Below are 26,980 nucleotides of genomic sequence, written 5' to 3'. Positions count from 1 at the left end.
TATTGCCCTATGACCACTTCGGCCAAAACCGGCTCCGCGCCCGACTCGTTCTTCTCCGCCACGCTTGCTCAGGCCGATCCCGAGATTGCCGAGGCGATCAAGGGTGAACTCGGCCGCCAGCGTCACGAGATCGAGCTGATCGCGTCGGAAAACATCGTCAGCCGCGCCGTGATGGAAGCGCAGGGCTCGGTGATGACCAACAAATATGCCGAGGGCTATCCGGGCGCGCGCTATTATGGCGGCTGCGAATTCGTCGATATCGCCGAGAATCTCGCCATCGAGCGGGCCAAGAAGCTGTTTGGCGCCCAGTTCGCCAATGTGCAGCCGAATTCCGGCAGCCAGATGAACCAGGCCGTGTTCCTGGCGCTGCTGCAGCCCGGCGATACCTTCATGGGTCTCGACCTCGCAGCCGGCGGCCATCTCACCCACGGCTCGCCCGTCAACATGTCCGGCAAGTGGTTCAAGCCGGTGCACTACACCGTGCGCAAGGACGACCAGATCCTCGATATGGATGCGATCGCCAAGCAGGCCGAGGAGGTGAAGCCGAAACTGATCATCGCCGGCGGCTCGGCCTATTCGCGCTCGTGGGACTTCAAGCGCTTCCGCGAGATCGCCGATAGCGTCGGCGCGTATCTGCTCGTCGACATGGCGCATTTCGCAGGCCTTGTTGCCGGTGGCGTTCATGCCTCGCCGGTACCGTATGCTCACGTCACGACGACGACCACGCACAAGTCGCTGCGCGGCCCGCGCGGCGGTTTGATCCTCACCAATGACGAGGCGCTGCACAAGAAGCTGAACTCGGCGATCTTCCCGGGTCTGCAGGGCGGCCCGCTGATGCATGTCATCGCGGCGAAGGCCGTGGCCTTCAAGGAAGCGCTGCAGCCGGACTTCAAGGTCTATGCGAAGAACGTCGTCGAGAATGCTAAAGCGCTCGCCGAAACGCTGCGCGCACAGGGCTACGACATTGTCTCGGGCGGCACCGATAACCACCTGATGCTCGTCGACCTCAGGCCGAAGGGCCTGAAGGGCAACGTCTCGGAGAAGGCACTGGTCCGCGCCGGCATCACCTGCAACAAGAACGGCGTGCCGTTCGATCCGGAAAAGCCGTGGATCACCTCGGGCATCCGTCTCGGCACGCCCGCCGCCACCACGCGCGGTTTCGGCATTGCCGAATTCAAGGCAACCGGCGAGATGATTGCCGAAGTGCTGAGCGCGGTGGCGCAGTCCGGCGACGGCAGTGCGCCGCTGGTCGAAGCGGCCGTGAAGGAGAAGGTCAAGGCGCTGACGGATCGTTTCCCGATCTATCAGTAAGGCCTGCTACGAGGCGGAGACCTGCGCGGTCAGAAGGTCGCGCAGGAACGAGTGTCTGGAAGGTTCTCTGGAATGCGCTGTCCGAACTGCAATAGCCTCGATACGCAGGTGAAGGACTCGCGTCCCGCGGAAGATTCCGCCGTGATCCGCAGGCGGCGCGTCTGCGTCACCTGCAACTTCCGCTTCACCACCTTCGAGCGCGTGCAACTGCGCGAACTCACGGTGATCAAGCGCAATGGCCGCCGCGTGCCGTTCGACCGCGACAAGCTGGTCCGCTCGCTGTCGATCAGCCTGCGCAAGCGCCCGGTCGATCCGGAGCGCGTCGAGACCATGGTGTCGGCCATCGTGCGCGAGCTGGAAAGCGGCGGCGAGGCGGAGATTTCGTCGGAGACGATCGGCGAGATCGTGATGGAGCATCTGCGCGGGCTCGATGACGTCGCCTATGTGCGCTTCGCCTCGGTCTATCGCAATTTTCGCGAGGCCAAGGACTTCGAGGCGGTGCTCGGCGAATTGCATGCCGACGACGACGGCCGGCCGGTGGTCGTCCGAAAATGATCTTCCGTATCCTGGAAGATCAATACGCGCAAAAATCCCAAGAGGCGAAAGCAACCGACCTGCGCTTCATGCAGCTGGCGCTGACGCTTGGCCGGCGCGGGCAGGGCCGGACATGGCCCAATCCCGCGGTCGGCGCGGTCATCGTGAAGGATGGTGTTATTATTGGCCGCGGCTGGACCCAGCCCGGCGGCCGTCCCCATGCCGAGCCTGTCGCACTTGCGCAGGCCGGCGAGGCCGCACGCGGTGCCACGCTCTATGTGACGCTGGAGCCATGCTCGCATTTCGGCAAGTCGCCGCCTTGCGCGGATGCGATCGTCGCTGCGGGCATCGCGCGCGTCGTCGCGGCGATTGAAGATCCCAATCCGGACGTGGCGGGCCAAGGTCATGCGCGGCTGCGTGCGGCGGGCATCAGGGTCGATGTCGGGCTCTGCGCCGAACAGGCCGCGCGCGATCACGCCGGGCATTTTCGGCGTATCCGCGACAAGCGCCCGCATGTCGTGCTGAAGCTCGCGGTGTCGCCGGACGACAAGATCGCGGCAGCCGGTCACAAGCCTGTCGCCGTCACCGGCGAGATGGTGCGATCGCGCGTGCATCTCTTGCGGGCGCAATGCGACGCCGTGCTGGTCGGCATGGGCACCGTCATCGCTGACGATCCTGAACTGACCTGTCGCTTGCCGGGCATGATGCAGCGCTCGCCGGTGCGCGTGGTGCTGGATCGCGCGCTACGCATTTCCGGTAACAGCAGACTGGTGCATTCCGCGCGTACGACGCCGCTGTGGGTGATGACCTCCAGCCTGTCGGAAGCGCCTGCCGCGATGGCGCTGGGCGCTGCCGGCACGCAGGTGCTGCGCGTGCCGACTACGACCTCGCCGCCGCCGGGGCTGGATTTGCAGGCCGTGCTGCATAGCTTGTCGGAGAAGGGCATTACGAAGCTGCTGGTCGAAGGCGGATCGAAAGTTGCATCGTCTTTCGTGGCGGCGGGGCTCGTCGATGAGGTCTGGCTGTTTCGCGGGCCGAAGGAGATCGGCGAGGGTGGCATCGCCGCGCTGGATGCATTGCCGCTATCGGCGATCACCGGGTCGCCGGACTTCGTGCAGCGTGCTAGCGAGACGATCGAGAAAGATACTCTGACCATCTACGAAAGAAGCTAATGTTCACCGGCATTGTCACTGACATCGGCGAGATCGAGAGCCTGCAGCAAATCGCACAGGGCCAACTCCACCGGCTGCGCATTCTCTGCGACTACGACCAGACCACCATCGCCGACGGCGCCTCGATCGCCTGCAATGGCGTCTGCCTCACAGTGGTCGGCTCCGGCGTGGCCAACGGCAAAACCTGGTTCGACGTCGATGCCGCAGCGGAGACGCTGGGCATGACCACGGCGAAGCACTGGAAGCTCGGCACCAGACTCAATCTCGAACGCGCGCTGAAGATCGGCGACGAGCTTGGCGGCCATATCGTCGCCGGCCATGCCGATGGCATCGCCACCATCGTGTCGCGCGAGAACCTGCCGGACATGGCGCGGATCACCTTCCGCACCACCCGCGAACTGGCGCGTTTCATCGCCACCAAGGGCTCCATCACGCTCGATGGCGTGTCGCTGACGGTGAATACCGTCGATGACGTGCAGTTCGCCGTGTTGATCATTCCGCATACGCTGAGCGTCACCACGCTGGGCAAGGCGTGGGAAGCAGGCGCCGAGGTCAATATCGAGGTCGACCTGATGGCCCGCTATGCGGCGCGGCTCAGCGAAATGCCTGTTTAAGGCTTCGACCTCTCGGCCGTCATGGCCGGGCTTGTCCCGGCCATCCACGTCTTCGTGCTCGGCCAAGACGTGGATACCCGGCATGCGCCGGGCATGACGGCGCTAAATTGCCGAGTATTGCCCTTGGCTTCGCAGCCGCACACGACTAAAACCGCGCGATTGTTGACATACACCGTAAGCGGATGTTGTCAGCGTTTTGAACGGATTGAGATATGGCAGACGCGCGACGCGCTCATTTGCAGGACCAGACCGACATCACGGGCGCGCGCGTCCTGATCGTCGAGGCGCGGTTCTATGACGACATTCAGGATGCGCTGCTGGAAGGCGCGATCGTTGAGCTGAAGGCAGCCGGCGTCACCCATGACGTGTTGACGGTGCCGGGCGCGCTGGAAATTCCTTCGACCATCGCTATTGCGGTCGATGCTGCCGCGAAAAGCGGCAAGCCTTATGAAGCGGCAATCGCGCTAGGCTGCGTGGTGCGCGGCGAGACGTTCCATTTCGAGATCGTCTCGATGGAGTCGTCGCGCGGGCTGATGGATCTGTCCGTCGCTCTGCGGCTGCCCCTCGGCAACGGGATCATCACGGTGGATACCGATGAGCAGGCCTGGGCGCGCGCGCGCGCCGGCGAATTGAACAAGGGCGGGGACGCAGCCCGCGCCGCGCTGTCCGTGCTGCGCATCAAGCGCCGTCTGGCGAAGGCTTGAGTGATGGCTGACAAGAAAGCCGACTTCAAGAAGCCCGTGCCGAAAGGCGACCGCAAGGCCAACCGCCGCGGTGCCGCGCGTCTCGCCGCCGTGCAGGCGCTATATCAGATGGATGTCGGCGGCGCTGGCATCAACGACGTCTTCGCCGAGTTCGAGAGCTTCTGGCTCGGCAGCGAGATCGAGGGCGACCAATATCTCCCCGCCGAAGAGGCGTTCTTCCGCGACATCGTGTCCGGCGTGGTGCGCGATCAGAACAAGCTCGATCCGCTGATCGACGACGCGCTCTCCAGGGGGTGGCCGCTGCAGCGGATCGAGGCGATCCTGCGCGCGGTGATGCGCGCCGGCGCCTATGAGCTGGAACATCGCAAGGACATTCCCGGCCGCGTCGTGGTGTCGGAATATGTCGATGTCGCGCATGCCTTCGTGGAAGGCGACGAGACCGGCATGGTCAATGCGGTGCTCGACCAGATCGCCCGGCAGTTTCGCGCGGAAGAGTTTTCGCGCGCAGGACACTGATCATGGCAGCCGGATCCAACGCATCCGGCGAAGACTCCCTGATCGCGCGCTACTTCAAGCCGCTTGCGACTGATCCTGGCGCGTTCGGGCTCACCGACGACGCCGCGGTGCTCAAGGCCGACGGCGAGGATATCGTCGTCAACACCGACGCCATCGTCGAGGGCGTGCATTTCCTGCCTGACGATCCCCCCGACACCATCGCGCGCAAGGCGCTGCGGGTGAACCTGTCAGACCTCGCCGCCAAGGGCGCAGTGCCGGCCGGCTTCGTGGTCACGCTGGCGCTGCGGACACATGACGAAGCGTGGCTCACCGAATTCGCGCGCGGTCTCGGCGAAGACATCGCAACATTCGGCTGTGCGTTGCTCGGCGGCGATACGGTCTCGACGCCGGGGCCGCTGATGGTCTCAGTCACCGCCTTTGGACGCGTTCCGGTGGGCAAGATGGTCCGCCGCCACGGCGCGGCGGTGGGGGACCGCGTGGTCGTGAGTGGCACGATCGGCGATGCCACACTTGGCCTTGCGGCGCTGAAAGGCGGCGCGGTCGCGACGGCGCTGGCCGGTGACAGTGACGCGCATGACGCGCTCGTGGCACGCTATCGCGTGCCGCTGCCACGCAATGCGCTGGCATCGGCGGTGCGCGATTTCGCGACGGCGTCGATGGATGTCTCCGACGGATTGGCCGGCGATCTCGCCAAGCTCTGTGCGGTGTCGGGCGTCTCTGCCGTCATCGATGCATCGGCTATTCCGCTGTCGGATCCGGCGGCAGCACTGCTGGACCGCGGTGTGATCGGTCTCGAAACGGTCGTTGCCGGCGGCGACGATTACGAAGTCCTCTGCACCATCCCAGAGAATCGCACGACCGATTTCGTGCAGGCCGCGCATCAGGCGGGCGTGCGGGTCGCGGTCATCGGGACGATTGTTGCAGGTGCGTCATCGCCCCGCTTCGTCGACCAGGCGGGCAGGGACATCGTGTTGAAGCGCCTGTCCTACAGCCACTTCTGACTAGCCTCACTGTTCCGGCAAGCGCGGACCTAACCTCTCCCCGCGCAAGATGCGGGGAGAGGTCGCCGCGTCTTCGCGGCGGGTGAGGGGCGGGGCACGCGGTTTGACCAAGTAATGCTGTTGCTGGTTCGGAGCGATCTGAAGCTGCCGACCAGGGGAGGGGCCATTGCCATGCCCCTCACCCGACCCGGCTTCGCTGCGCTACGCCGGATCGACCTCTCCCCGCGCAAGATGCGGGGAGAGGTTAAGAGCCCCTCCAAAAATCCTGCATTAGCCCATTGGCAGCGTTGCACGCCGATACCGATTTTGCCATGCTCATCAAACGAGAGGCCGTCCTCACGTGCTGGGCAGGCCTCCTTTTTATGCGCCAAATAACAAGGCGCCGGGCAGGAAGGACTGAGGCAGATTCCATGACAGCATTGTGGGTGATCGTGCTCTGCGGGGCACTGTCGATCGTTTACGCGATCTGGGCGACGAGTTCTGTGTTGAAGGCCGATGCGGGTAACGCACGGATGCAGGAAATTGCAGAGGCCGTGCGAGAGGGCGCACAGGCCTATCTGAAGCGACAATATCTCACCATCGGCATCGTCGGTGTCGTGATCTTCGCGCTGCTGGCTTACTTCCTCGGCATGCTCGTTGCCTTCGGCTTCCTGATCGGCGCCGTGTTGTCAGGCGCAGCCGGCTTCATCGGCATGAACGTCTCGGTGCGTGCCAATGTCCGCACCGCGCAGGCGGCGACGATCTCGCTGGCCGGCGGCCTCGAACTCGCCTTCAAGGCGGGTGCGATCACCGGCATGCTGGTGGCGGGCCTGGCGCTGCTCGGCGTCACCATCTACTTCGCCTATCTCACGCACGCCCTCGGCCTCGCTGCCAACAGCCGCACCGTGATCGATGCGCTGGTGGCGCTCGGCTTCGGCGCGTCGCTGATTTCGATCTTCGCGCGTCTTGGCGGCGGCATCTTCACCAAGGGCGCTGACGTTGGCGGCGATCTCGTCGGCAAGGTTGAAGCCGGCATTCCCGAAGACGATCCGCGCAATCCCGCGACCATCGCCGACAATGTGGGCGACAATGTCGGCGATTGCGCCGGCATGGCCGCGGACCTGTTCGAGACCTATGCGGTGACCGCGGTCGCCACCATGGTTCTGGCCGCGATCTTCTTCGCGAGTTCGCCATTGCTGGTCAACATGATGACGCTGCCGCTCGCCATTGGCGGCATCTGCATCCTGACATCCATTGCCGGCACGTTCTTCGTCAAGCTCGGTGCCAGCCAGTCGATCATGGGTGCGCTGTACAAGGGCCTGATCGCCACCGGCGTGTTGTCGCTGTTCGGCGTTGCCGCCGTGATCTACTGGCTGATCGGTTTCGGTCCGCTGGCAGGCGTGAAGTATACGGGTCTGGCGCTGTTCGAATGCGGCGTCGCCGGCCTCGTCGTCACGGCGCTGATCATCGTGATCACCGAATACTACACCGGCACCGACTATCGGCCGGTGAAGTCCATCGCGCAGTCGTCGGTCACCGGCCACGGCACCAATGTGATCCAGGGTCTCGCGATCTCGATGGAGTCGACGGCGGGTCCTGCGATCGTCATCATCGCCGGCATTCTCGTCACCTACAGCCTCGCGGGCCTGTTCGGTATCGCGATTGCCACCACGACGATGCTGGCGCTGGCCGGCATGATCGTGGCGCTCGACGCCTTCGGTCCCGTCACCGACAATGCCGGCGGCATTGCCGAAATGGCCGGTCTGCCGAAGGAAGTCCGCAAGGCCACCGACGCGCTTGACGCGGTCGGCAACACCACCAAGGCGGTCACCAAGGGCTATGCCATCGGTTCGGCTGGTTTGGGCGCACTGGTGCTGTTCGCGGCTTACAATGAAGACCTCAAATTCTTCATCGCCAATGCCGCGAAGTATCCGTACTTCAAGGACGTGCTGCCCGACTTCTCGCTGACCAATCCCTATGTGGTGGTCGGTCTGCTGTTCGGCGGTCTGCTGCCTTACCTGTTCGGTGCGATGGGCATGACGGCCGTGGGCCGTGCAGCCAGCGCCATCGTCGAGGAAGTGCGGCGTCAGTTCCGCGAGAAGCCGGGCATCATGCAGGGCACCGACAAGCCGGATTACGGCCGCGCGGTGGATCTGCTGACCAAGGCGGCGATCAAGGAAATGATCATCCCGTCGCTGCTTCCGGTGCTGTCGCCGATCGTGGTGTACTTCATCATCTACGCCATTGCCGGCGGCGGCGCAGTCGGCAAGTCGGCGGCATTCTCGGCGGTCGGCGCGATGCTGCTCGGCGTGATCGTCACCGGTCTCTTTGTGGCCATCTCGATGACCTCGGGCGGCGGTGCCTGGGACAATGCCAAAAAGTATATCGAGGACGGCCATTTCGGCGGCAAGGGCTCCGACGCTCATAAGGCCGCGGTGACCGGCGACACCGTCGGCGATCCCTACAAGGACACGGCGGGCCCTGCGGTGAACCCGATGATCAAGATCACCAACATCGTGGCGTTGTTGTTGCTGGCGATCCTGGCGCACTAGACGGCCGCGATGCCGAATGCGAAAATCCCGCGGCGCAAGCCGCGGGATTTTTCTTTCTACGTTTGATCAGGTAGGACTACATGCAGCCGTTGCCCCATGGTCGGGTTCGTTTTCGTCATAGTCTCGTAGCCATCGGACTGTTTGTGGCCTGCAGCGCACCGGCCTCGGCCGCCGAGCAATGCCCGGTCTCCGAGGCTGCGATCTCGAAAGCCGGCGGTCTCCACCAGGCGATCATCGCCGCGATGAAGACCGAGTTCAGCTGCGAAGGCGCATACCGGATTCTCGAACTCTGCCAGCTTGGTTCGTCCGGTGATAATGCATTCTCCAGCATCGTGCTGTCGAAATGTGAACCGCGCTTTCTCCCCAAGGCGCTCCCCGCGACCAAGGCCGCCTATGAAAAGGCGCGTGCGAAATGCGATAAGATCGCAGAGAAGAACGAGGGCTCGATGTATCAGAGTCAGGCCGCGATCTGCATTGCGCGATCCGGGCGTGATTTCGCGCGGAAATACGGGACGAAGAGCTAGGGGGCCTGCCGGCCACGACGCGTTAGCGTAGACGACACAGAAGCCCCGCGATGTGATCGCGGGGCTTCTTGTTCAGATAGTCGACCTTACGCCGCCTTGCTCTGCTTGCCGTCCTGGATGGCGCGCCAGATGCGCTCCGAGGTCAGCGGCATGTCGATATGCGTCACGCCATAGTCACTGAGCGCATCGACCACCGCATTGACGATGGTGCAGAGCGAGCCCGCGCAACCGGCTTCGCCGCAGCCCTTGGTGCCCAGCGGGTTGGTGGTTGCAGGCGAGGGATGATCGCCGACCAGCATCAGCGGAATGTCGCCGGCGCGGGGCATCGCATAATCCATGAAGGAGCCCGTGATCGGCTGGCCCGACGCGTCGTAGCTGACTTTCTCCATCAGCGCCTGGCCGATGCCTTGCGCGACGCCGCCATGCAACTGGCCCGCCACGATCATCGGATTGACGATGGTGCCGAAGTCGTTGACCGCCGCGTAATTGACGATGGTCAGCACGCCGGTGTCGGGATCGATCTCGACTTCGGCGACATGACAGCCGTTCGGGAATGTCGAGGGCACGTCCGATGAGGTGTGGTCGACATCGAGCGAGGAGGGTACGCCGTCCGGCATCTTGCCCTCGCGCACACGCTGCGACAGTTCCATGATGTCGATGGAGCGGTCAGTGCCGGCGATGGTGAAACGGCCGGCCTTGAATTCGATGTCGGCTTCGGAGGCTTCCATCAGATGTGCGGCGGCAGCCTTGCCCTTGGCAATGACGAGATCCGAGGCCTCGACGATGGCCTGGCCCGATGCGGTAATCGAACGCGAGCCGCCAGTGCCATTACCCATGCGCACGAGGTCGCTGTCGTTCTGCTCGAGCCGGATGGCCTCGAACGGCACGCCGAGCTGTGCCGACAAGACCTGTGCGAAGGGCGTGGCGTGACCCTGGCCGTAATCCAGCGTGCCGGTGGTCAGCGTCACGGTGCCGTCATCGCCGAAGGTCAGTTTGCCGAGTTCGCCTGACGGCGGCGCGGTGACTTCGAGATAGGAGCCGACGGCAATGCCGCGGAGCTTGCCGTTCTTGCGGCTATCTTTCTTGCGCTTGGCGAAGCCGGCGTGATCGGAAATTGCCAGCGCCTTGTCGAACACGGCCTGGAAATCGCCGCTGTCATAGGTGACCCCTGAGGCGGCCGCGAAGGGTAGTTGCGACGGCTTGATGAAGTTGCGCTTGCGCAGCGTGAAGCGATCGATGCCCATCTCGTCGGCGGCGCGATCGATCAGCCGCTCCATGAAGTAGTTGGCCTCGGGGCGCCCGGCGCCGCGATAGGCGCCCATCAGCGTGGTGTTGGTGAGCACGCATTTGATATCCACCGACAGCAGCGGCGTCTTGTAGACGCTGGCGAGATTCTTGCCGGTGTTGAGCGACAGCGGGCTTGGCGACACGCCGGTGATATAGGCGCCGAGATTGCCGTAGCCTTTCAGGCGCACCGCGAGAAACTTGCCGTCCTTGTCGAGGGCGAGTTCGGCATGGATATCCTGCGCGCGGCCCTGGCTGTCGGACAGGAAGCTGGAGGAGCGCTCGTCGAGCCACTTCACCGGCTTGCCCAGTTCCTTCGCCGCATGCAGCAGGCAAATATATTCGGGATAGCTGATGTTCTTCATGCCGAACGATCCGCCGACATTGCCGGTGAGGATGCGGACCTTGTCCGGCGCGACGTTGAGCTGCTTGGCCAGCGTATTGCGGTTGCCAGCGACGCCCTGGGTCGGCACCTGGATCACGTAGCGGCCGCCGGATTTTTCGTAAGTGGCGAGCGCGCAGCGCGGCTCCATCGACACCACGGCGACGCGGGTGTTCTCGATGTCGAGTTTGGTGACGTGGGCGGCAGAGGCGAATGCCGCCTCGACGGCGTGGGTGTCGCCATAGTGATAGTCAAGCGCGACATTGTTCGGGATGTGGTCGTAGAGAACAGGCGCGCCGGGCTTCGTTGCGGCCTCGCAATCGGTGACGGCGGGCAGAGCGTCGATGTCGAGGACGACGGCTTCGGCGGCATCGCGCGCCTGTGCGACTGTTTCAGCCACGACGAAGGCGACGGGGTCGCCGACATAGCGCACCTTGTCGGTCATCAATGCATGGCGGTTGGTCTGAAACAGCGGGGTGCCGTCCTGGCTCTTCAGCGGCAGGCCGCAGGTGAAGGGGCCGTAATTGGCGGCTTCGAGGTCCCGGCCGGTCCAGACGCCGCGGACACCCGGCATCGCCCTAGCAGCCTCGGAATCGATGCCGCGGATCACGCCATGGGCATGAGGACTGCGGACGATCCAGGCATAGAGCTGGCCGGGCAGGTTGACGTCGTCGGTATATTTGCCCTTGCCGCGGACGAGGGTGTCGTCCTCCTTGCGGCGGACAGGCTGGCCGACCCCGTATTTCTGCATGGCGATGGCGTTGTCGACGGGCGAGCCGGTAAAATCTTGCATGATGAATCCATCAAATGTGGATGATTCCAGGATTTGGCGCGGGCGCGCGCCCCTGTAAGTCCCTGAGATAAGGCAGCGTGACCTGTACGACAACGGACGATTGGGCATGGGGGTGCGCCAAGGTTGCGCTGATCCTGTGCCCTGCTAAACTTTCCGTGAAAGATATTTCCAAGAAGGTTTCCACGCCGGCCGGAACGGTCGCGGAAAGACAGATTGAATGGATGATGACACGCGGCTTCGCGGCGGCCATGGGCCGGGCGAGGGTGTGCAGGGATTGGTTGCGGCATTGGCCGACGGCGGGCGCGAAGCCGCATGCGCCAACACCTATGCCGCGCTCGATCTCGGAACCAATAATTGCCGTCTCCTGATCGCCTGTCCTACGGGCGATAGTTTTCGCGTGGTCGATTCGTTTTCACGGATCATCCGGCTGGGCGAGGGCGTCTCGACATCCGGCGTGATCAGCGACGCCGCGATTGCCCGCGCGATCTCGGCTCTCAGCATCTGCCGCGACAAGATCCGCGCGCGGGACGCACAGCGGCTGCGGCTGATCGCAACCGAGGCCTGCCGCGCGGCCTCGAATTCGGACGCGTTTCTCGACCAGGTGGCGCGCGAAACCGGCATCACGCTGGAGATCATCGATCGCGAGACCGAAGCGGCGCTGGCTGTGATTGGCTGCTCGCCGCTGATCGATCCGCTGGGCCGCGGTGCCATCCTGTTCGATATCGGCGGCGGCTCGTCGGAACTGGTGCGCATCGAGCGTGATCCCACGGATCCCAAGGGCAAACCGTTGATCAAGGCGTGGATGTCGATCCCGCTCGGCGTGGTGACGCTGGCCGAGAAATTCGGCGGCAAGCACGTGACCCGGGACAGCTACACGCAGATGATTGCGGAGGTCGCCCGGCACGTGGCGCCGTTCGCCGCCGAACATGCCGGCGATCTCGACGGCATGCATATGCTGGGCACCTCGGGCACAGTAACCACGCTGGCCGGCGTCTATCAGGGGCTGGCGCGCTACGATCGCCGCCGCATCGACGGCATCTGGCTCAGCAATGCCGAGCTCGACGAGACCATCTCCAGGCTGCTCGACATGACCTACGCGGAACGCGCCGCCAACCAGTGTATCGGCCCCGACCGTGCCGATCTGGTGCTGTGTGGCTGTGCCATTCTGGACGCCATCCGCAACGCGTTCCCGCTGCCGCGGCTGCGCGTCGCCGACCGGGGGCTGCGCGAGGGCATGCTGGTGGAAATGATGCGCGAGGATGGCGCGATCCGCGCCTCCTGAGCCTGATTTTCCCGATTCAGAGCGAATATTCGGGTTTCCCGCCATGCCGTGCTAAGGGAAACGCGAATAGCTGAAAGCAAGCACGAGACCATGGCCAAAGACACCACCGGACGCCTGCGGATCCAGGTCAAGAGCGCCGGCAGAATGAAACTGTCGTCGAAGCTCTGGCTCGACCGCCAGCTCAATGACCCCTATGTGCAGCAGGCCAAGAAGGACGGCCTGCGGTCGCGCGCGGCCTACAAGATCATCGAAATCGACGATAAGTACCGCTTCTTGAAGCCCGGCCTGTCCGTGGTCGATCTCGGCGCTGCGCCTGGCGGCTGGAGCCAGATCGCGGCGCGTCGCGTCGGCTCGGCCGAGGGCAAGGGGCAAGTGGTGGCCATCGATCTCTTGGAAATGCCGGAGATCGTCGGCGTGACCTTCGCCCAGATGGACTTTCTCGACAATGATGCGCCCGACAGATTGAAGGCGATGATGGGCGGGCTCGCCGACGTGGTGATGTCCGATATGGCGGCCAACACCACCGGCCATCGCAAGACCGATCAGCTCCGCATCGTCGGCCTCGTCGAGGATGCTGCGGCCTTCGCCGCTGACGTGCTCAAGCCCGGCGGCACCTTCGTCGCCAAGGTGTTCCAGAGTGGCGCCGACGCCACGCTGATGACGCAGCTGAAGCGCGACTTCGCGACGGTGAAACATGTGAAGCCGGCCGCGAGCCGCAAGGACTCGTCGGAGCGCTATGTGCTGGCGATGGGTTTTCGTGGTGTGGCAGGTGATCATCGGCTCGGTGAGCACGACAACTAGGCCGTGAGCGCATACGCGACTCTAAGTCCGATTTGGTAGAGCGCTCGATCTCACTTGTGTGATGGCAACACCGGAGATGGCGAGCAGCGCCCCGACAATCAACGTTGGAGTGATATGCTCGTCAAGGAACAGCGCGCTTGAAATCAGGGCAAAGACCGGAAGAAGCAAACCGAATGGCGCCACGCGGCCCATGGTGCAGCGAGCGATGAGCCAGAACCAAAGGCTAAATCCAACAATTCCTCCGATGAAAACGGTGTAGGCGAGCGCGAGCCAACCACGTTCATCCGCCGTGACGAGGGACGTCAATTGTCCATCTTCAAGGACAAACGACATCAGCATCACCTGCGGCACCGTGAAGAGAGAGGACCACCCCGTCAACATCAAGGGGTCAAAGGGTCCGTGCCGCTTCGTTAAGACGTTGGCGACCGCGAAGGCGAGTGCTGCCCCGACCACCAGCAGAATCGGAATAGCGTTTGCGGACAGACCAGGCCCCGCTGCAAGCACGACCACGCCGAGAAATGCCAGCAACACCCCACTAGACGTTATGAGAGACGGTCTCTCCGCGAGCAGCGGCCAAGCCAAGAGGATGGTGAAGGGCGTGGCGAGTTGATATGCGACGGCCGAAATACTTCCGGAGCCGAGCCCGAGGCCGACATAGAAGAGGCCGAAGTTCAGCCCACCAAGAAAGACCGAGATCGCGGCGACAGGGCTGAGTTCCTGACGTGCAGGCTTTTTGACGAACGGAACGAGCAGCAATGCCATAGCCAGAAAGCGCAGGCCAAGGAAGAAGAGCGGCGGAAATTCCACAATGCCCACCTTGATGACCACGAACTGATAACCCCAAAGCAAGGGCACCATCACCGCGCAGACAATCTGGATGAGCGACATGACACTTTCCATTCAAGACTGTTCAGTCCAGATATAGGTGCGCTCAACCAGCAACGCCTTGACGCGTTACCTGATGAAGCGTGCGAGAAGAGCGTCAACGGTGGCTTGCGATGTGCTTCGTGTCGGACGTGTTTTACCTACGACACGCAGGCCCTCGACGAAGCAGACCAGCAGTCGCGCCGCGCTTGCAGGCTCGACACCATGAGCCAACTCGCCTGCGGCCTTCGCGCGCGACAGCGCATTGGCTACTTTGGCCTCCATAGTTTTGAAAAAGCTGCCGATGCGGCGGTCGACTTCCGGGTCGCGGCCACCCAACTCCATGGCTGTCGCGACCAGCAGGCATCCGCGGCGACCATTGGCGCCACTCGTCCGATCGACGTAACCAGCAAGGTAGGCCCGTAGGCCAACGACTGGCGCGCGGCGTGGGTCGAGTTCGATGTCGATTCGTAGCAGGGCGTCGGCAATGTAGCGATCGAGCGCACGCAGGAAGAGTCCGCGCTTGTCACCGAAGGCGGCGTAGAGACTGCCACGCGAGAGGTTCGTCGCTTGAAGAAGGTCCGGAAGCGCCGTGGCATGATAGCCGCGCGACCAGAACACGTTCATGGCGCGCTCGATAGCAGCTTCCGTGTCGAAGCCTCGGGGGCGGCCGCGCGGCAACCGCACAGGGGGATGATGTTCCATTAGTGATATATGGACTGATTGGTCGTGAATTGCAAATGACAGCTTAAGGTGATGGGCGCGGGGAGTTTATGACAGGGCGCGCTTTGCGCGATCTGTCGGCTCTCGTCATCTTACGGTCGGATGATTTACTTCCCGCTCTCGCACTTCGGCGACAGCATCGGCACGTTCGGCCATGACCAGTTTCGCCAGGATCCATCACGCTCGATGCAGGCCGGCGGTGTTTTAGCGGCAGCCGGATCGGTCTGCGCTTTGGCGTCCTGCGCGGTCACCTGCTCAACGGGCGCGGGCGCGGGCGGAAATCGCCTGTTCACATATTCGAACGACATGACGCCGGCGATGATCGTGAGGACGATCGTCGCGATGCCGATGGCCCATTGCGAGCGCGTCACAACTCACCCCAGCTTCTGATCCCTTGCATCTGCGGTGCCTTCGCTGGCCGCCTTGACGGCGGCTTTTGCCTCGCCCTTGCGGCTGGCGATATCGATCACCTTGCGGCCGGAGATTTCGTGGCCGGCGTCGTCCGGCATCTGCCAGAAGAACCAGGCCGAGGCTGCCGAGATCACGGACACCACGAGGAAGGCCGGTGCAAAATCGGCCGCGGACAATTCGGTCATGCCGCGCATCAGCATGGTGGATTCCACAGAGAACGCACCGATCGCGACGCCGGCGGAGATCGACAGCTGCTGGTTGACGCTGACCAGCGTGGTGGCGCGGCTCATCTGCGCCGTCTCGACCTCGGCATAGGCGACCGTATTGATCGCCGTGAATTCGAGCGAGCGGAAGAAGCCGCCGACCACCAGGATAATCAGGATCAGCATCAGCGGCGTGGTCACCGTGAACAGCGCACAGGCGGCAAGGAATACCGAACTCACCACGGCGTTGACGGTCATCACATTGCGGAAGCCGAAGGCGCGGATGATGCGCGCCGCCAATGTCTTCATGCCCATGGCGCCCACCGCCGAGCCGAAGGTCACCATGCCCGACTGGAACGGCGACAGGCCGAAGCCGACCTGCATCAACAGCGGCAGCAGGAACGGCAATGCGCCGATGCCAAGCCGGAACAGGAAGCCGCCGATGATGGCCGCGCGCAAGGTCACCAGCCGCATCAGCGAGAAGTCCAGCACCGGGGACGCGGTGCGCCGGGCATGGATCACGTAGAGGGTCATCGACACCGTGCCGATGCCGACCAGTGCGGCGACGATCGGCCATGGCAGCAGATTGAGGCCCGCGACCGATAGGCCGAAGGCGATGCCGGCGAGGCCGACGCCGGCCAGCACCAGACCCAGCAGATCGAAGCGCTCCGGATCCTCCGAGCGGATCGGATCGATGAAGCGCAACGCCAGATAGATGCCGAGGCAGCCGATCGGGATATTGATCAGGAAGATCCAGTGCCACGAGAAGTAGGTGGTGATGAAACCGCCCAGCGGCGGTCCGATCACCGGGCCGATCAGCGCCGGCACCGTCATCCACGCCATGGCACTGACGAGCGCGCTTTTGTCGATGGAGCGCAGCAGCACGAGGCGTCCCACCGGCGTCATCATGGCGCCGCCGAGGCCCTGGATGATACGGGCGATGACGAAATGCGTGACCGATTGCGACAGCGCGCAGCCGATCGAGCCGATCATGAACACGCCGATGGCGATCGAGAACACCGCGCGTGCGCCGAACCGGTCGGCGGTCCAGCCGGATGCCGGAATGAATACCGCGAGCGAGAGCAGGTAGGAGGTGATCGCCAGCTTCAACGTCAGCGGACTGGTGCCGATATCGGCGGCGATGGCTGGCAGTGAGGTCGCGATCACCGTGGAGTCCATGTTTTCCATGAACAAAGCGGAGGCGACGATGAGCGGGATCAGGCGTTCTTTATTCATGAAATTATTGATGATTCTTACGAGTGCCCAAGCTGCGGGCGCTTTAACATCCTGCCGGGGCGTGGGCTATTGCGAGAGGCCGAATACCTCCTAAATCATCCGTGACTGCGCCCGCCCGGCTGAAGGCCGAAAACGCCTAAAATCCCTGTGCATGGCAGCCAAACGCTTTGATTTCGCGCAGCAGCATGCTATCGACCACCGCCAATCCTACTTATGGGTTCAGATTCGACGACGGTGTCCTGCGCCGCCGTCGAATTGGTGCATCCAGAGGTTTCTACCGCGATCCCGAGGTCGCCGCATGGAGTTGGCAATGGCAGTCGTTCAGAAGATCCGCGAAGCGTACACGTTCGATGACGTTCTGCTGAAGCCCGGCCTGTCGGACATCCTGCCTTCCGACGCCGATATCCGCTCCCACGCCACCCGTGCCATTCCGCTCAACATTCCGATCATCGCCTCGGCGATGGATACCGTCACCGAGGCCCGCATGGCGATCGCCATGGCGCAGGCCGGCGGCCTCGGCGTGATCCACCGCAACTTCGATCCGGAGGGCCAGGCCGCGCAGGTCCGGCAGGTCAAGAAGTACGAATCCGGCATGGTGGTAAATCCGCTCACCATCGGTCCCGACGCCAAGCTGGCCGAAGCGCTGGCGCTGATGAGCGAGCACGGCTTCTCCGGCATTCCCGTCGTCACCGGTGCGAGCAAGGACGTCCCCGGCAAGCTGGTCGGCATTCTCACCAACCGCGACGTGCGCTTCGCCAGCAATCCGAACCAGAAGATTTCCGAACTGATGACGCACGAGAATCTCGTCACCGTGCGTGAAGGCGTCAGCCAGGATGAAGCCAAGCGCATGCTGCACAAGCATCGCATCGAGAAGCTGCTCGTCGTCGACGATCAGTATCGCTGCGTTGGCCTGATCACCGTGAAGGACATGGACAAGGCCGTCGCGCATCCCCTTGCCAGCAAGGACGCGCAGGGACGTCTGCGTGTAGCTGCTGCAACCACTGTGGGCGAGGGCGGTTTCGAGCGCACCGAACGTCTGATTGATGCCGGCGTCGATGTCGTCGTCGTCGACACCGCGCATGGTCATTCCATGCGCGTGTTGGAAGCCGTGACGCGCATCAAGAAGATTTCGAACTCCGTGCAGGTGATCGCCGGCAACATCGCCACCACCGAAGGCGCGCAGGCGCTGATCGATGCGGGCGCCGATGCGATCAAGGTCGGTATTGGCCCGGGCTCGATCTGCACCACGCGCATCGTCGCCGGCGTCGGCGTGCCGCAGCTCACCGCGATCATGGATGCGGTGGAAGCCGCGAAGAAGCACAACATTCCGATCATTGCCGACGGCGGCATTAAATTCTCGGGCGATCTCGCCAAGGCGCTCGCTGCCGGCGCTGACATCGCCATGGTCGGCTCGCTGCTTGCGGGTACCGACGAGACCCCCGGCGAAGTGTTCCTGTGGCAGGGCCGTTCCTACAAGGCCTATCGCGGCATGGGTTCGGTCGGCGCCATGGCCCGCGGCTCGGCGGATCGCTACTTCCAGCAGGACATCAAGGACACGCTCAAACTCGTGCCGGAAGGCATCGAGGGCCAGGTGCCCTATAAGGGCCCGGTGGCCAATGTGATGCATCAGCTCGCCGGTGGCCTGCGCGCCGCCATGGGCTATGTCGGTGCCAAGACGCTGACCGAATTCCACGACAAGGCAGAATTCGTCCGCATCACCAGCGCCGGCCTGCGGGAAAGCCACGTGCATGACGTGACGATTACCCGCGAAAGCCCGAACTATCCGGGCGGCGCTTAACTATATGCGTGATATGCGGCACTTTCGCAGTGCCGCATAGGCATCGCTGCCTAAATTGAGCCCCACAGATCGGCGAAAACGCGCTACTGTTCGCGCGTCACGTGCGCTGTCGGCCATGGATGTCCCGTTATGGATTTCCAGGGCCGGACGAACCCGGCCGCGGAGCTTGGCTCCGTGTCGCGTTGTGATGCTCATTTTCGACAATGACCTCGTCACGCGTCGAAGTAACACCCGCAGAAAAGAACGTTGGATACTATGGCCATTGAATGGACGGACGAACGCATTGCGGCTCTCGACACCGCGCAACTGAAAAACCTGCGTGAGAACGCCACACGCCGCGAGGTCACGGCGCTGGTTGAGCTTTGCACCACCGAGCTCGCCAAGCGTAACGCCGACAAGCCGCGCAGGATCGGCCAGCCGCGCAGCGAGGCCAAGCAGTTCGAGCATGACATGTCGGCGGAGCTCGCAACCGTCGGCAAGGCGATGGCCGAGAAATACGATCTCTCCGAAGCGACGGCCAAGGCGAAGTCCGAAGGCGTGAAGGGCTTCAAGGCGCACAAGCTGCTCGGCTCCGATGGCCATGCCAAGCTCGGCGGTATGCAGCGCGACGGCTCGGTCGCCGTCGATCGCTACATCTCCTATCGCCGCGGCACGGATATCGCGTCGCTCAGCGTGTTCCTGCTCAAGGACCAGCCGATCGAGACGCATGAGTTTCAGGTGATCGCGCCGCTGGCAATGCTCGACGGCGGCAAGCCGGTAGCTGAAATCCGTCCGACGGCAACGCCGGCGCAGAAGCAGTCGGCCGACGGCGGTCTGTCCTTCAAGGATCTCGACAGCGCAGCTGCAGCATTCGACAAGGTGCTGGCGAAGATCACGGCCTGATATTTGCCGGTTTACGTTTTGAATGCGGCGCGCGATCATCGCGCGCCGCATTTTTTTGCGATCAAGAAAGAGAAACGGAGAAGTCCCATGTCAGCAGCCAAACGCGTCGTTCTCGCATCGCGCCCGCACGGTGAGCCCGGCCTATCGAATTTCCGTGTCGAGGATTATGCGGTGCCGACGCCGGGTGATGGCGAGGTGCTGCTGCGCACGATCTGGCTGTCGCTCGATCCCTATATGCGTGGGCGCATGAGTGACGGCCCGTCCTATGCCGCGCCGGTGCCGGTGGATGGCGTGATGGAAGGCGGCACCGTATGCGAGGTGATCGCCTCGAACAATCCGGGTTTTGCCAAGGGCGATATCGTGCTGGCTCATGCCGGCTGGCAGACCCATGCGATCTCCGACGGCAAGGGCCTGCGCAAGCTGGATCCGAAGCTGGCACCGATCTCGACCGGCGTCGGCATTCTCGGCATGCCGGGCATGACCGCTTATACCGGCCTGCTTGCTATTGGAAATCCGCAGGCCGGCGAGACCGTGGTCGTGGCCGCGGCCTCGGGCGCGGTCGGCTCTGCAGTTGGCCAGATTGCGAAGATCAAGGGCGCACGTGCCATCGGTATCGCGGGCGGTGCTGACAAGTGCCGCTATGTGAAGGAAGAACTCGGCTTCGACGAATGCCTCGATCATCGCGATCCGGATTTTCCGGCGAAGCTGAAAGCCGCGTGCCCGGGCGGCATCGATGTGTATTTCGAGAATGTCGGCGGCGCGGTGTTCGAGGCAGTGTTTCCGCTGCTGAACTTCTTCGCGCGCATTCCGGTGTGCGGGCTGATTGCGCAATACAACGATACGACGTCGGAAGCGCCGAAATGGGCCGGCGCCATGATGCGCAACGTGCTCACCAAGCGCCTCAACTTCCGTGGATTCATCGTGCGCGACTTCGCGTCGATGCATGGCGACTTCCTGCGTGACATGTCGCAATGGGTGCGCGAGGGCAAGGTGAAGTACAAGGAGCACGTCACCGAAGGTCTCGATAACGCGCCAACGGCGTTCATGGGGCTGCTGAAGGGCGCGAATTTCGGCAAGCAGCTCGTGCGTGTCGGCGCCGACAAGGCGTAAGGCGAATACGCCTTCAGGCTGTCATCACTGCGGGCGCACCGTGCCGTCCGCATTGATGACGGTGAACAGATCGATGTCAGTCTGGCCCGGCGCGCGGCGGTGACGCACTTCAAAGCCGTCGGGCTGGAAACTGTATTCCACGAGCCCGACTTCCTTGACGCCGATCGTCTCCTGCTTGTCCTCCGGACGAATGATGAAACTACTTGAGGGCGCCCAGATGTGCCTGACGCCGCGCCATATGTAGTCGCGCCGCTGGTGTACATGGCCGCAGGCGACGAGCCGCAGATCGACGCGGTCAAGCAGATCGATGAGGCGGCGGCGCGCCGGCATCGGGACGTAGCGGATCGACGTTGCGGCCAGTTCCGGATCGTCCGGTGCATTCAGAAATAGCGGTTTGTGGATGAACAGCGCCAGCGGCCGTCCGTTCAGGCCCGTCAGTTGCGAGGCGAGCCAGTCGAACTGCTCCTCTTCGCAGGCGAGCCCGCTATTCATGATCAACGAATTCAGGCCGATGAAGCACCAGCCGGCCGCGTTGAAGCGCCAGTGGTCGTGTCCGAAGACCGACACGAATGCCTGCCGGTTCTGCTCGGAAATCAGCTGGCTTGGCGGCGGGGCGACCAGAGTCGGGTTGTCGCCGATGTCGTGATTGCCCGGCAGATAGCGGCAGGCGACGGGAAGGGCGTCATGCTGTGACCTGGCGAAGGCGAGGTCATCGGGCTGGCCCGGGCCGTCGAAGGCGAGGTCGCCGCTATTGATAACGAGGTCTGGCTTCGCTGCGTCGATGAACGCGCTGACGCGCTGGAAATTTGCGACGAATTGCGGAAAGCCCGCGCTGAGATGCGTATCGGTGATCTGGATCAGGCGGAATTCGGACATGGCGGGAACTCCTCTGGCGGGGAGTGTAGCCATCTCGGATGTCAGTCAGATGGCTCGGGCGACCGAAACATTAGATCACGCGATATCGGATCGCATAGCCGTCGTTGGTGCGGGCCGTCTTGCCCGCGCGGGCTGAGGCGCTCACCTGATCGACCAGATGCCACGGGCTGAATTCGGTCGAGTGGCTCGGGCTTGCGGCCAGCCGCAGTTTGAAGATCAGCGGTGCTTCGCCCGGCACGTTCACGATCATCACACGCTGCGCGGTGCGAAATTTCAGTGGCACCGTACCCCTGAGAATGCTCTCGCCCTTGTTTGTGAAAGTCGGGCCTTCGCTGATGGCGGCGAGGGCCTGGTTGCGGTCGGTATGCAATTCGATCTGCGTGGCTTCCGCGATGATCTTCGCCGCGACCGCGTCGGGCAGGCGGATTTCGAATTCGACAGCGGGCCTGGTCGGGTTGATGCCGAGATAGCCCAGTGCCGTGTGGCGCATGTCGGTGGCGGCGAAGGCGAGCAGGCCCAGCACGGCCAGCGCCGCGACGCCGTGGTGGACCACGTCATGGACCGAGCGATACCGGGCTCGGAAATAGAGGTTCAGCAGGATGGCCACCGCGAGCGCCGCGGCGGCGCCGGCCAGCGCCGACATCGTGAGGCCGGCCCAGCTGTCCGGGTCGCCGGGCGTCAGCATCGCAAAGAGGGCATCGAGATAGGCCATGGCAGGGCTCACGGGCAGAACTCTTGAGGCTGGCGCGCCGCCGGGCAGCGCCTGCAAATGGGTGTCGAGGGCGGCCCAGCCGGTTCAATGGAACCTGCATGGAACCGATATGGAACTCATAGGGAACTCTTATGGAACTCTTGGGCCGGTTAATCGTCATGTTCCAAGGGGCGGGTCTGTAGCGCGAGCGGGGTGCCGCGCGGCTCTGAATTCCGGCCTTGAATTCCCATGGCTGAGGAAATTTCAATGTCGATTCAATGGGTTTTGTTGCCGGTCTTCGTGCTGGTGGCGATTACGCTGGGCATGTTCTTCTGGACCGGCCGGCGCGGCGGCCTGCTGAGCCGCAACGACGCCGGCGATCTGCCGAATACGGCTCCGCAGCTCGACCTGCTGTTCTATGCGCTGATCGCCATCGGCCTGCCGCTGCGCAAGATCGATCTGGTGCTGGTCTGCCTGTCCTGGATCTTCGTCATCGCCCGCTTCGTGGGCGCCGGGTTCATTGCCAATAGCCGGGGATCGCAAGCCTGGCTCGCCAGCGCGCTTGTGTTGTTGGCGATGTGGTTCTACTTCGCGCTACGGATGCTTCTCCTGATCTGATCGGGAGCGGCGTCGCGCCTCTCTCCGTCGAAAGATTGCCATGACTCCCGCCGCACGCCTCTCCGCCGCGATCGAAGTGATCGAGGCCATCGACACCCAGCGTGTCCCCGCCGCCAAGGCGCTGAAGGAATGGGGCACCGCGCACCGCTTTGCCGGCTCTGGCGACCGGGCCGGGATTTCCGGGTTGGTCTGGGATGTGCTGCGGCGGCGCGCCTCCAGCGCCTGGATCATGGACGACGACACGTCGCGGGCGCGGCTGCTCGGCATGCTCAAGGCCGAGCGCAGAATGGATGTCGATACGATTGCCGCGCTCTGCGACGGCAGCGGTTTTGCGCCGGAGCCGCTGTCTGACGCGGAGCGCTCGGCGCTGGCGTCGCGCACGGTGGCGGATGCACCGGCGCATATCGCCGGTGATTATCCGGAATGGCTCGATGGCCAGCTGGCCGATGTATTTGGCGACGATCGCGTGGCGGAAGCCACCGCCATGGCCAGCCGCGCGCCGCTGGACCTGCGCGTCAACACGCTGAAGGCCAAGCGCGAGAAGGTGCTGGGCTCACTGCGCCATCTCGGCGCCACCGAGACGCCGTGGTCGCCGCTGGGGCTGCGGATCGATCTCGGCGCCGATGCGCGCAATCCCGGCATCCATGCCGAGGAGGATTTCATCAAGGGCGGCATCGAAGTGCAGGACGAGGGCTCGCAGCTTGCGGCGCTGCTGTCCGGCGCTAAGCCCGGCGAGCAGGTGATCGATCTCTGCGCGGGCGCCGGCGGCAAGACGCTGGCGCTGGCGGCGATGATGCAGGGCAAGGGCCGGCTGATCGCCACCGATGCCGACAAGCGCCAGCTCGCACCGATCCACGAGCGGCTGTCACGCGCCGGCATCCACAATGCCGATATTCGCACCCCAAAGGGCCCGGATGATACGCTCAGCGACATCCACAACTCGGCCGACCTCGTGCTGATCGACGCGCCATGCACCGGCACCGGCACCTGGCGCCGCAATCCCGACGCCAAATGGCGGATGCGGCCGGGCGCCCTCGAGGTCCGGATCAAGGACCAGGCCGAGGTCCTCGACCGCGCGGTGGCGCTGGTGAAGCCGGGTGGTCGGATCGCCTATGTGACCTGTTCGGTACTTCCTCAGGAAAACCGCGACCAGATCCGCGCCTTTACCGCCCGCCAGCCGGAGTTTTCGGTGGTGCCGCCGGCGCAGGTGATGTCGGCCCTGTGGGACAAGGCCGAGGATTTCGCGGCCGCGACGTATCAGAGCCCCGAGGGCTTGCTGATGACCCCGCGGAAGACGGGAACGGACGGGTTTTTCGTGTCGGTGATGAAGCGCCAGCCGGTAGGCTGAGACCCCTCCGCCGTCATTGCGAGCGCAGCGAAGCAATCCAGAAGGCCACAAGCGAAGACTGGATTGCTTCGTCGCAAGGGCTCCTCGCAATGACGGGGATAGGCCGGTGCAGGGCTGCCATGACAGCCTTTTCAGCCTTGCGACCCCGCCGTGAGTCGCGTAATTCCTCGCTATGACAGCCCCCAGCAAAACATCCGTTTCGCCCGCCGATCCGTCACCCCATGTGGCCGCGGCGCATGACAAGATTCTGATCGTCGATTTCGGCTCTCAGGTGACGCAGCTGATCGCGCGGCGTGTCCGCGAGGAGGGCGTCTATTCCGAAATCGTGCCGTTCAACAAGGCGGAGGCTGCCTTCGCCGAAATGAAGCCGAAGGCCGTGATCCTGTCCGGCGGTCCGGCCTCCGTGCTCGACGACAACGCGCCGTCCGCGCCGCTGTCGATCCTCACCGCAGGCGTGCCGGTGCTGGGTATCTGCTACGGCGAGCAGACCATGGCGCAGCAGCTCGGCGGCACCGTCGAAGCCGGCCATCATCGCGAATTCGGCCGCGCCGCGATCGAGATCACCGACACCTGCGCGCTGTTCGACGGGGTGTGGGAAGTGGGTGGCAAATACGACGTCTGGATGAGCCATGGCGACCGCGTCACCAAGATGCCCGACGGTTTCCGCGCCGTCGCGAAAGCGCCGGGCTCGCCGATCTCGATCATCGCCGATGACGTCCGTAAGTTCTATGCGATGCAGTTCCACCCCGAAGTGGCGCATACGCCGGACGGCGCAAAGCTGATCCGCAACTTCGTGCGCAACATCGCCGGCTTCACCGGCGACTGGACCATGCGCGCGTTCCGTGAGGAAGCCATCGAGAAGATCCGCGCCCAGGTTGGCAAGGGCAAGGTGATCTGCGGCCTGTCAGGCGGCGTTGACTCTGCCGTTGCGGCTGTGCTGATCCATGAAGCGATCGGCGACCAGCTCACTTGCGTGTTCGTCGATCACGGCATGCTGCGCAAGGACGAGGCCAAGACCGTCGTCGATCTGTTCCGGCACCACTACAACATTCCGCTGGTGCATGTGGATGCGTCGAAGACTTTCTTGGGCGAGCTCGAAGGCGTCACCGATCCCGAAGTGAAGCGCAAGACCATCGGCCGCCTGTTCATCGACGTGTTCGATGCCGAGGCCAAGAAGATCGGCGGCGCGGATTTCCTCGCGCAGGGCACGCTATATCCCGACGTAATCGAGAGCGTCTCCTTCACCGGCGGACCTTCAGTCACCATCAAGTCGCATCACAATGTCGGCGGGCTTCCGGCGCGCATGAACATGAAGCTGGTCGAGCCGCTGCGCGAGCTGTTCAAGGACGAAGTCCGCGATCTCGGCCGCGAACTCGGCCTGCCGGACATCTTCGTCGGCCGCCATCCGTTCCCGGGCCCGGGCCTCGCCATCCGCTGCCCCGGCGAGATCACGCGTGAGAAGCTGGACATCCTGCGCGAGGCCGATGCCGTCTATATCGACCAGATCCGCAAGGCGGATCTCTACGACACCATCTGGCAGGCATTCGCCGTGCTGCTGCCGGTGAAGACCGTCGGCGTGATGGGCGACGGCCGCACCTACGAATACGTGGTCGGCCTGCGCGCCGTGACTTCCACAGACGGCATGACCGCTGACTTCTATGCGTTCGATATGAAGTTTCTCGGCGAGACCGCGACACGCATCATCAACGAGGTGAAGGGCGTGAACCGTGTGGTGTATGACATCACCAGCAAGCCGCCGGGCACGATCGAGTGGGAGTGAGCCCTTTGTTATTTGATCTTCAATAACAGTCGACTCACGCTAGATTTTTGTTGCGTGCAGGTTTGTATTTAAAGGGCGGATGCCGCCGTTCTGCAATAGTTGCAAAAACTTGCAACGTCGAATTCTGAAATCCCTTCAGCGTCTCCATTGGTCTGCTCAGGGCAAATCAAGAATACGTGACGGCCGGCATCAATCCTAAAGTTCATTAAACTTCGATTTCGATGCTTAATTTTATTGAGTAGTTGTCTGAGTGTGAGGCTGACCGGGCGACCAATGCCCGATGGAAGCTGACCATTACCGGGGCCGAGTGCTGCCATGTCTAATTGTTGTTGAGCAGTCACACCGCTCAATCCTTGGCCGGCAACCTGCGCCATGGCACGAGCAAAAGCAGAATTTTCATACGTTCCGCGCCGTTGTCGATCACTACACTCGCGCAAAAATTCGTTCACTATGTAGTCGAAGAGGATCATCGCGTTCTCGCTGACTTCAGCGGCTCGTCGGTGCTCCCTTGAAATCCAGCGTTGGATGAACAGCGTCGAAGTGTCCTGAAGATCTTCTATGCTATCAGGCAGATTGGAAGGAGAGGATTTATTCAATCCAGTCAGATAATCAATGTTTCCCACGAGAGCCCCTCGTTGTTGTTTTGCCTGATGCTTTAATATACTGCCCAATGTTATATTGTAGGGTGGAATAGTAAAACGTATTACGCCAGCGTCTGGCTAGATGGCGCAAAAGGTCGCGTTATTGCGCCTACGATCTAAACCATCAACTCAGTCATCACGCCCAGCACCGGCCCGGCTTCGGCCAATCGCTGATCCAGCGTCTGCACCGTAGCGCCAAGCTCTGCGGCGATCGCAAGATGCAGCGCATCGCCGGCGCGGAGTCCGAGTATATGTTGGTCGACGAATTTTGCTGCCGTCCGGAAGTGTGAGCCAGTCAGAGGTGACACGGTAAAACTGTCGACGATCAGTCTTTTGATCATGGAGCAGCA

25 protein-coding genes and 1 pseudogene are annotated in these 26,980 nt (G+C 63.2%); 17 read left to right on the top strand and 9 right to left on the bottom strand.

Translation table 11 applies throughout. The annotated features are described in order from the left end of the window. The first annotated feature begins 9 nt into the window (after nucleotides 1-9). The 9 genes from glyA to AB7828_RS08375 all read left to right on the top strand — a co-directional run bounded on the left by glyA (nucleotide 10) and on the right by AB7828_RS08375 (nucleotide 8,907). Nucleotides 10-1,311 (top strand): serine hydroxymethyltransferase, encoded by a 1,302-nt coding sequence (gene glyA / locus AB7828_RS08415; protein ID WP_089263852.1) that lies wholly within the window; start codon nucleotides 10-12, stop codon nucleotides 1,309-1,311. Between the two features lie 72 nt (nucleotides 1,312-1,383). After that, on the top strand, nucleotides 1,384-1,866 hold the full coding sequence (gene nrdR, locus AB7828_RS08410; RefSeq protein WP_068732542.1) for a transcriptional regulator NrdR: 483 nt from the start codon (nucleotides 1,384-1,386) through the stop codon (nucleotides 1,864-1,866). After that, nucleotides 1,863-3,017, top strand: coding sequence for a bifunctional diaminohydroxyphosphoribosylaminopyrimidine deaminase/5-amino-6-(5-phosphoribosylamino)uracil reductase RibD (gene ribD, locus AB7828_RS08405; RefSeq protein ID WP_441229918.1), 1,155 nt, complete (start codon nucleotides 1,863-1,865; stop codon nucleotides 3,015-3,017). The genes nrdR and ribD overlap by 4 nt, the downstream gene beginning before the upstream one ends. Beyond that, nucleotides 3,017-3,631, top strand: a complete 615-nt coding sequence (locus AB7828_RS08400) for a riboflavin synthase (protein ID WP_441229917.1) — start codon at nucleotides 3,017-3,019, stop codon at nucleotides 3,629-3,631. Before ribD ends, AB7828_RS08400 begins: the two co-directional genes overlap by 1 nt. A gap of 212 nt (nucleotides 3,632-3,843) precedes the next feature. Then, the gene (gene ribH, locus AB7828_RS08395) at nucleotides 3,844-4,335 is read left to right on the top strand and encodes a 6,7-dimethyl-8-ribityllumazine synthase (RefSeq protein ID WP_439077461.1); all 492 of its coding nucleotides are present in this window, start codon (nucleotides 3,844-3,846) and stop codon (nucleotides 4,333-4,335) included. Between the two features lie 3 nt (nucleotides 4,336-4,338). After that, complete coding sequence (gene nusB / locus AB7828_RS08390; protein WP_441229916.1) at nucleotides 4,339-4,851, top strand: transcription antitermination factor NusB; 513 nt, start codon at nucleotides 4,339-4,341, stop codon at nucleotides 4,849-4,851. A gap of 2 nt (nucleotides 4,852-4,853) precedes the next feature. After that, a complete protein-coding gene (gene thiL / locus AB7828_RS08385) occupies nucleotides 4,854-5,852 on the top strand; it encodes a thiamine-phosphate kinase (RefSeq protein ID WP_441229915.1) in 999 nt (332 codons plus the stop codon). Nucleotides 5,853-6,262: 410 nt separating this feature from the next. Next, complete coding sequence (locus AB7828_RS08380; protein ID WP_120292179.1) at nucleotides 6,263-8,383, top strand: sodium-translocating pyrophosphatase; 2,121 nt, start codon at nucleotides 6,263-6,265, stop codon at nucleotides 8,381-8,383. Between the two features lie 143 nt (nucleotides 8,384-8,526). Further along, the gene (locus AB7828_RS08375) at nucleotides 8,527-8,907 is read left to right on the top strand and encodes a hypothetical protein (RefSeq protein ID WP_231080399.1); all 381 of its coding nucleotides are present in this window, start codon (nucleotides 8,527-8,529) and stop codon (nucleotides 8,905-8,907) included. Between the two features lie 86 nt (nucleotides 8,908-8,993). Here AB7828_RS08375 and AB7828_RS08370 read toward each other — a convergent pair whose 3' ends face one another. Continuing rightward, entirely contained in the window at nucleotides 8,994-11,366 is a 2,373-nt protein-coding gene (locus AB7828_RS08370; protein ID WP_441229914.1) for a xanthine dehydrogenase family protein molybdopterin-binding subunit, read from the bottom strand. A gap of 217 nt (nucleotides 11,367-11,583) precedes the next feature. On the opposite strand from AB7828_RS08370, the gene AB7828_RS08365 reads away from it, so the two are divergent. Both AB7828_RS08365 and AB7828_RS08360 read left to right on the top strand, forming a co-directional pair. After that, nucleotides 11,584-12,648, top strand: a complete 1,065-nt coding sequence (locus AB7828_RS08365; protein ID WP_441229913.1) for a Ppx/GppA phosphatase family protein — start codon at nucleotides 11,584-11,586, stop codon at nucleotides 12,646-12,648. Nucleotides 12,649-12,738: 90 nt separating this feature from the next. After that, complete coding sequence (locus tag AB7828_RS08360; protein ID WP_068730972.1) at nucleotides 12,739-13,449, top strand: RlmE family RNA methyltransferase; 711 nt, start codon at nucleotides 12,739-12,741, stop codon at nucleotides 13,447-13,449. Nucleotides 13,450-13,470: 21 nt separating this feature from the next. On the opposite strand, the gene AB7828_RS08355 is transcribed toward AB7828_RS08360, so the two are convergent. The 4 genes from AB7828_RS08355 to AB7828_RS08340 form a co-directional block, all read right to left on the bottom strand. Further along, a complete protein-coding gene (locus AB7828_RS08355; RefSeq protein ID WP_441229912.1) occupies nucleotides 13,471-14,337 on the bottom strand; it encodes a DMT family transporter in 867 nt (288 codons plus the stop codon). Nucleotides 14,338-14,403: 66 nt separating this feature from the next. Further along, nucleotides 14,404-14,940, bottom strand: a complete 537-nt coding sequence (locus AB7828_RS08350) for a TetR/AcrR family transcriptional regulator (RefSeq protein WP_441229911.1) — start codon at nucleotides 14,938-14,940, stop codon at nucleotides 14,404-14,406. 203 nt (nucleotides 14,941-15,143) lie between these two features. Beyond that, nucleotides 15,144-15,407, bottom strand: a complete 264-nt coding sequence (locus AB7828_RS08345; protein WP_441229910.1) for a hypothetical protein — start codon at nucleotides 15,405-15,407, stop codon at nucleotides 15,144-15,146. A 3-nt stretch (nucleotides 15,408-15,410) separates the two neighbouring features. Further along, nucleotides 15,411-16,886: an MFS transporter gene (locus AB7828_RS08340; protein WP_115029190.1), complete on the bottom strand. Its 1,476-nt coding sequence runs from the start codon at nucleotides 16,884-16,886 to the stop codon at nucleotides 15,411-15,413. Between the two features lie 310 nt (nucleotides 16,887-17,196). On the opposite strand from AB7828_RS08340, the gene guaB reads away from it, so the two are divergent. From guaB to AB7828_RS08325, 3 genes are all read left to right on the top strand, one after another. Next, nucleotides 17,197-18,684 (top strand): IMP dehydrogenase, encoded by a 1,488-nt coding sequence (guaB, locus tag AB7828_RS08335; protein ID WP_089263865.1) that lies wholly within the window; start codon nucleotides 17,197-17,199, stop codon nucleotides 18,682-18,684. Between the two features lie 255 nt (nucleotides 18,685-18,939). After that, on the top strand, nucleotides 18,940-19,566 hold the full coding sequence (locus tag AB7828_RS08330) for a hypothetical protein (protein ID WP_441229909.1): 627 nt from the start codon (nucleotides 18,940-18,942) through the stop codon (nucleotides 19,564-19,566). Between the two features lie 87 nt (nucleotides 19,567-19,653). Further along, nucleotides 19,654-20,676: an NADP-dependent oxidoreductase gene (locus AB7828_RS08325; RefSeq protein ID WP_441229908.1), complete on the top strand. Its 1,023-nt coding sequence runs from the start codon at nucleotides 19,654-19,656 to the stop codon at nucleotides 20,674-20,676. A gap of 24 nt (nucleotides 20,677-20,700) precedes the next feature. On the opposite strand, the gene AB7828_RS08320 is transcribed toward AB7828_RS08325, so the two are convergent. Continuing rightward, complete coding sequence (locus AB7828_RS08320) at nucleotides 20,701-21,552, bottom strand: metallophosphoesterase family protein (RefSeq protein ID WP_441229907.1); 852 nt, start codon at nucleotides 21,550-21,552, stop codon at nucleotides 20,701-20,703. Between the two features lie 70 nt (nucleotides 21,553-21,622). Then, on the bottom strand, nucleotides 21,623-22,264 hold the full coding sequence (locus tag AB7828_RS08315) for an acriflavin resistance protein (RefSeq protein WP_441229906.1): 642 nt from the start codon (nucleotides 22,262-22,264) through the stop codon (nucleotides 21,623-21,625). Nucleotides 22,265-22,510: 246 nt separating this feature from the next. Here AB7828_RS08315 and AB7828_RS08310 point away from each other — a divergent pair, with 246 nt between their 5' ends. The 3 genes from AB7828_RS08310 to guaA all read left to right on the top strand — a co-directional run bounded on the left by AB7828_RS08310 (nucleotide 22,511) and on the right by guaA (nucleotide 25,989). Further along, nucleotides 22,511-22,861 (top strand): hypothetical protein, encoded by a 351-nt coding sequence (locus AB7828_RS08310; protein WP_175366215.1) that lies wholly within the window; start codon nucleotides 22,511-22,513, stop codon nucleotides 22,859-22,861. Nucleotides 22,862-22,901: 40 nt separating this feature from the next. Beyond that, complete coding sequence (locus AB7828_RS08305; protein WP_441229905.1) at nucleotides 22,902-24,209, top strand: RsmB/NOP family class I SAM-dependent RNA methyltransferase; 1,308 nt, start codon at nucleotides 22,902-22,904, stop codon at nucleotides 24,207-24,209. A 172-nt stretch (nucleotides 24,210-24,381) separates the two neighbouring features. Beyond that, nucleotides 24,382-25,989 (top strand): glutamine-hydrolyzing GMP synthase, encoded by a 1,608-nt coding sequence (gene guaA / locus AB7828_RS08300; RefSeq protein ID WP_320444473.1) that lies wholly within the window; start codon nucleotides 24,382-24,384, stop codon nucleotides 25,987-25,989. Between the two features lie 68 nt (nucleotides 25,990-26,057). Here the strand turns inward: guaA and AB7828_RS08295 are convergent, their stop codons facing one another. Together AB7828_RS08295 and AB7828_RS08290 are read right to left on the bottom strand one after the other, a co-directional pair. After that, nucleotides 26,058-26,612 carry a hypothetical protein gene (locus AB7828_RS08295; RefSeq protein WP_441229904.1) on the bottom strand — a complete coding sequence of 185 codons (555 nt, stop codon included), beginning with the start codon at nucleotides 26,610-26,612 and terminating at the stop codon, nucleotides 26,058-26,060. A gap of 134 nt (nucleotides 26,613-26,746) precedes the next feature. Continuing rightward, nucleotides 26,747-26,950 (bottom strand): annotated as a pseudogene (locus AB7828_RS08290) (type II toxin-antitoxin system VapC family toxin); the annotation flags it as partial. Between the last annotated feature and the right edge of the window lie 30 nt (nucleotides 26,951-26,980).

It is taken from the genome of Tardiphaga sp. 215_C5_N2_1, assembly GCF_052076055.1.
GTDB classification, from domain to species: Bacteria; Pseudomonadota; Alphaproteobacteria; order Rhizobiales; family Xanthobacteraceae; genus Tardiphaga; species Tardiphaga robiniae.
This window is presented reverse-complemented; position numbering and strand designations above follow the sequence as displayed.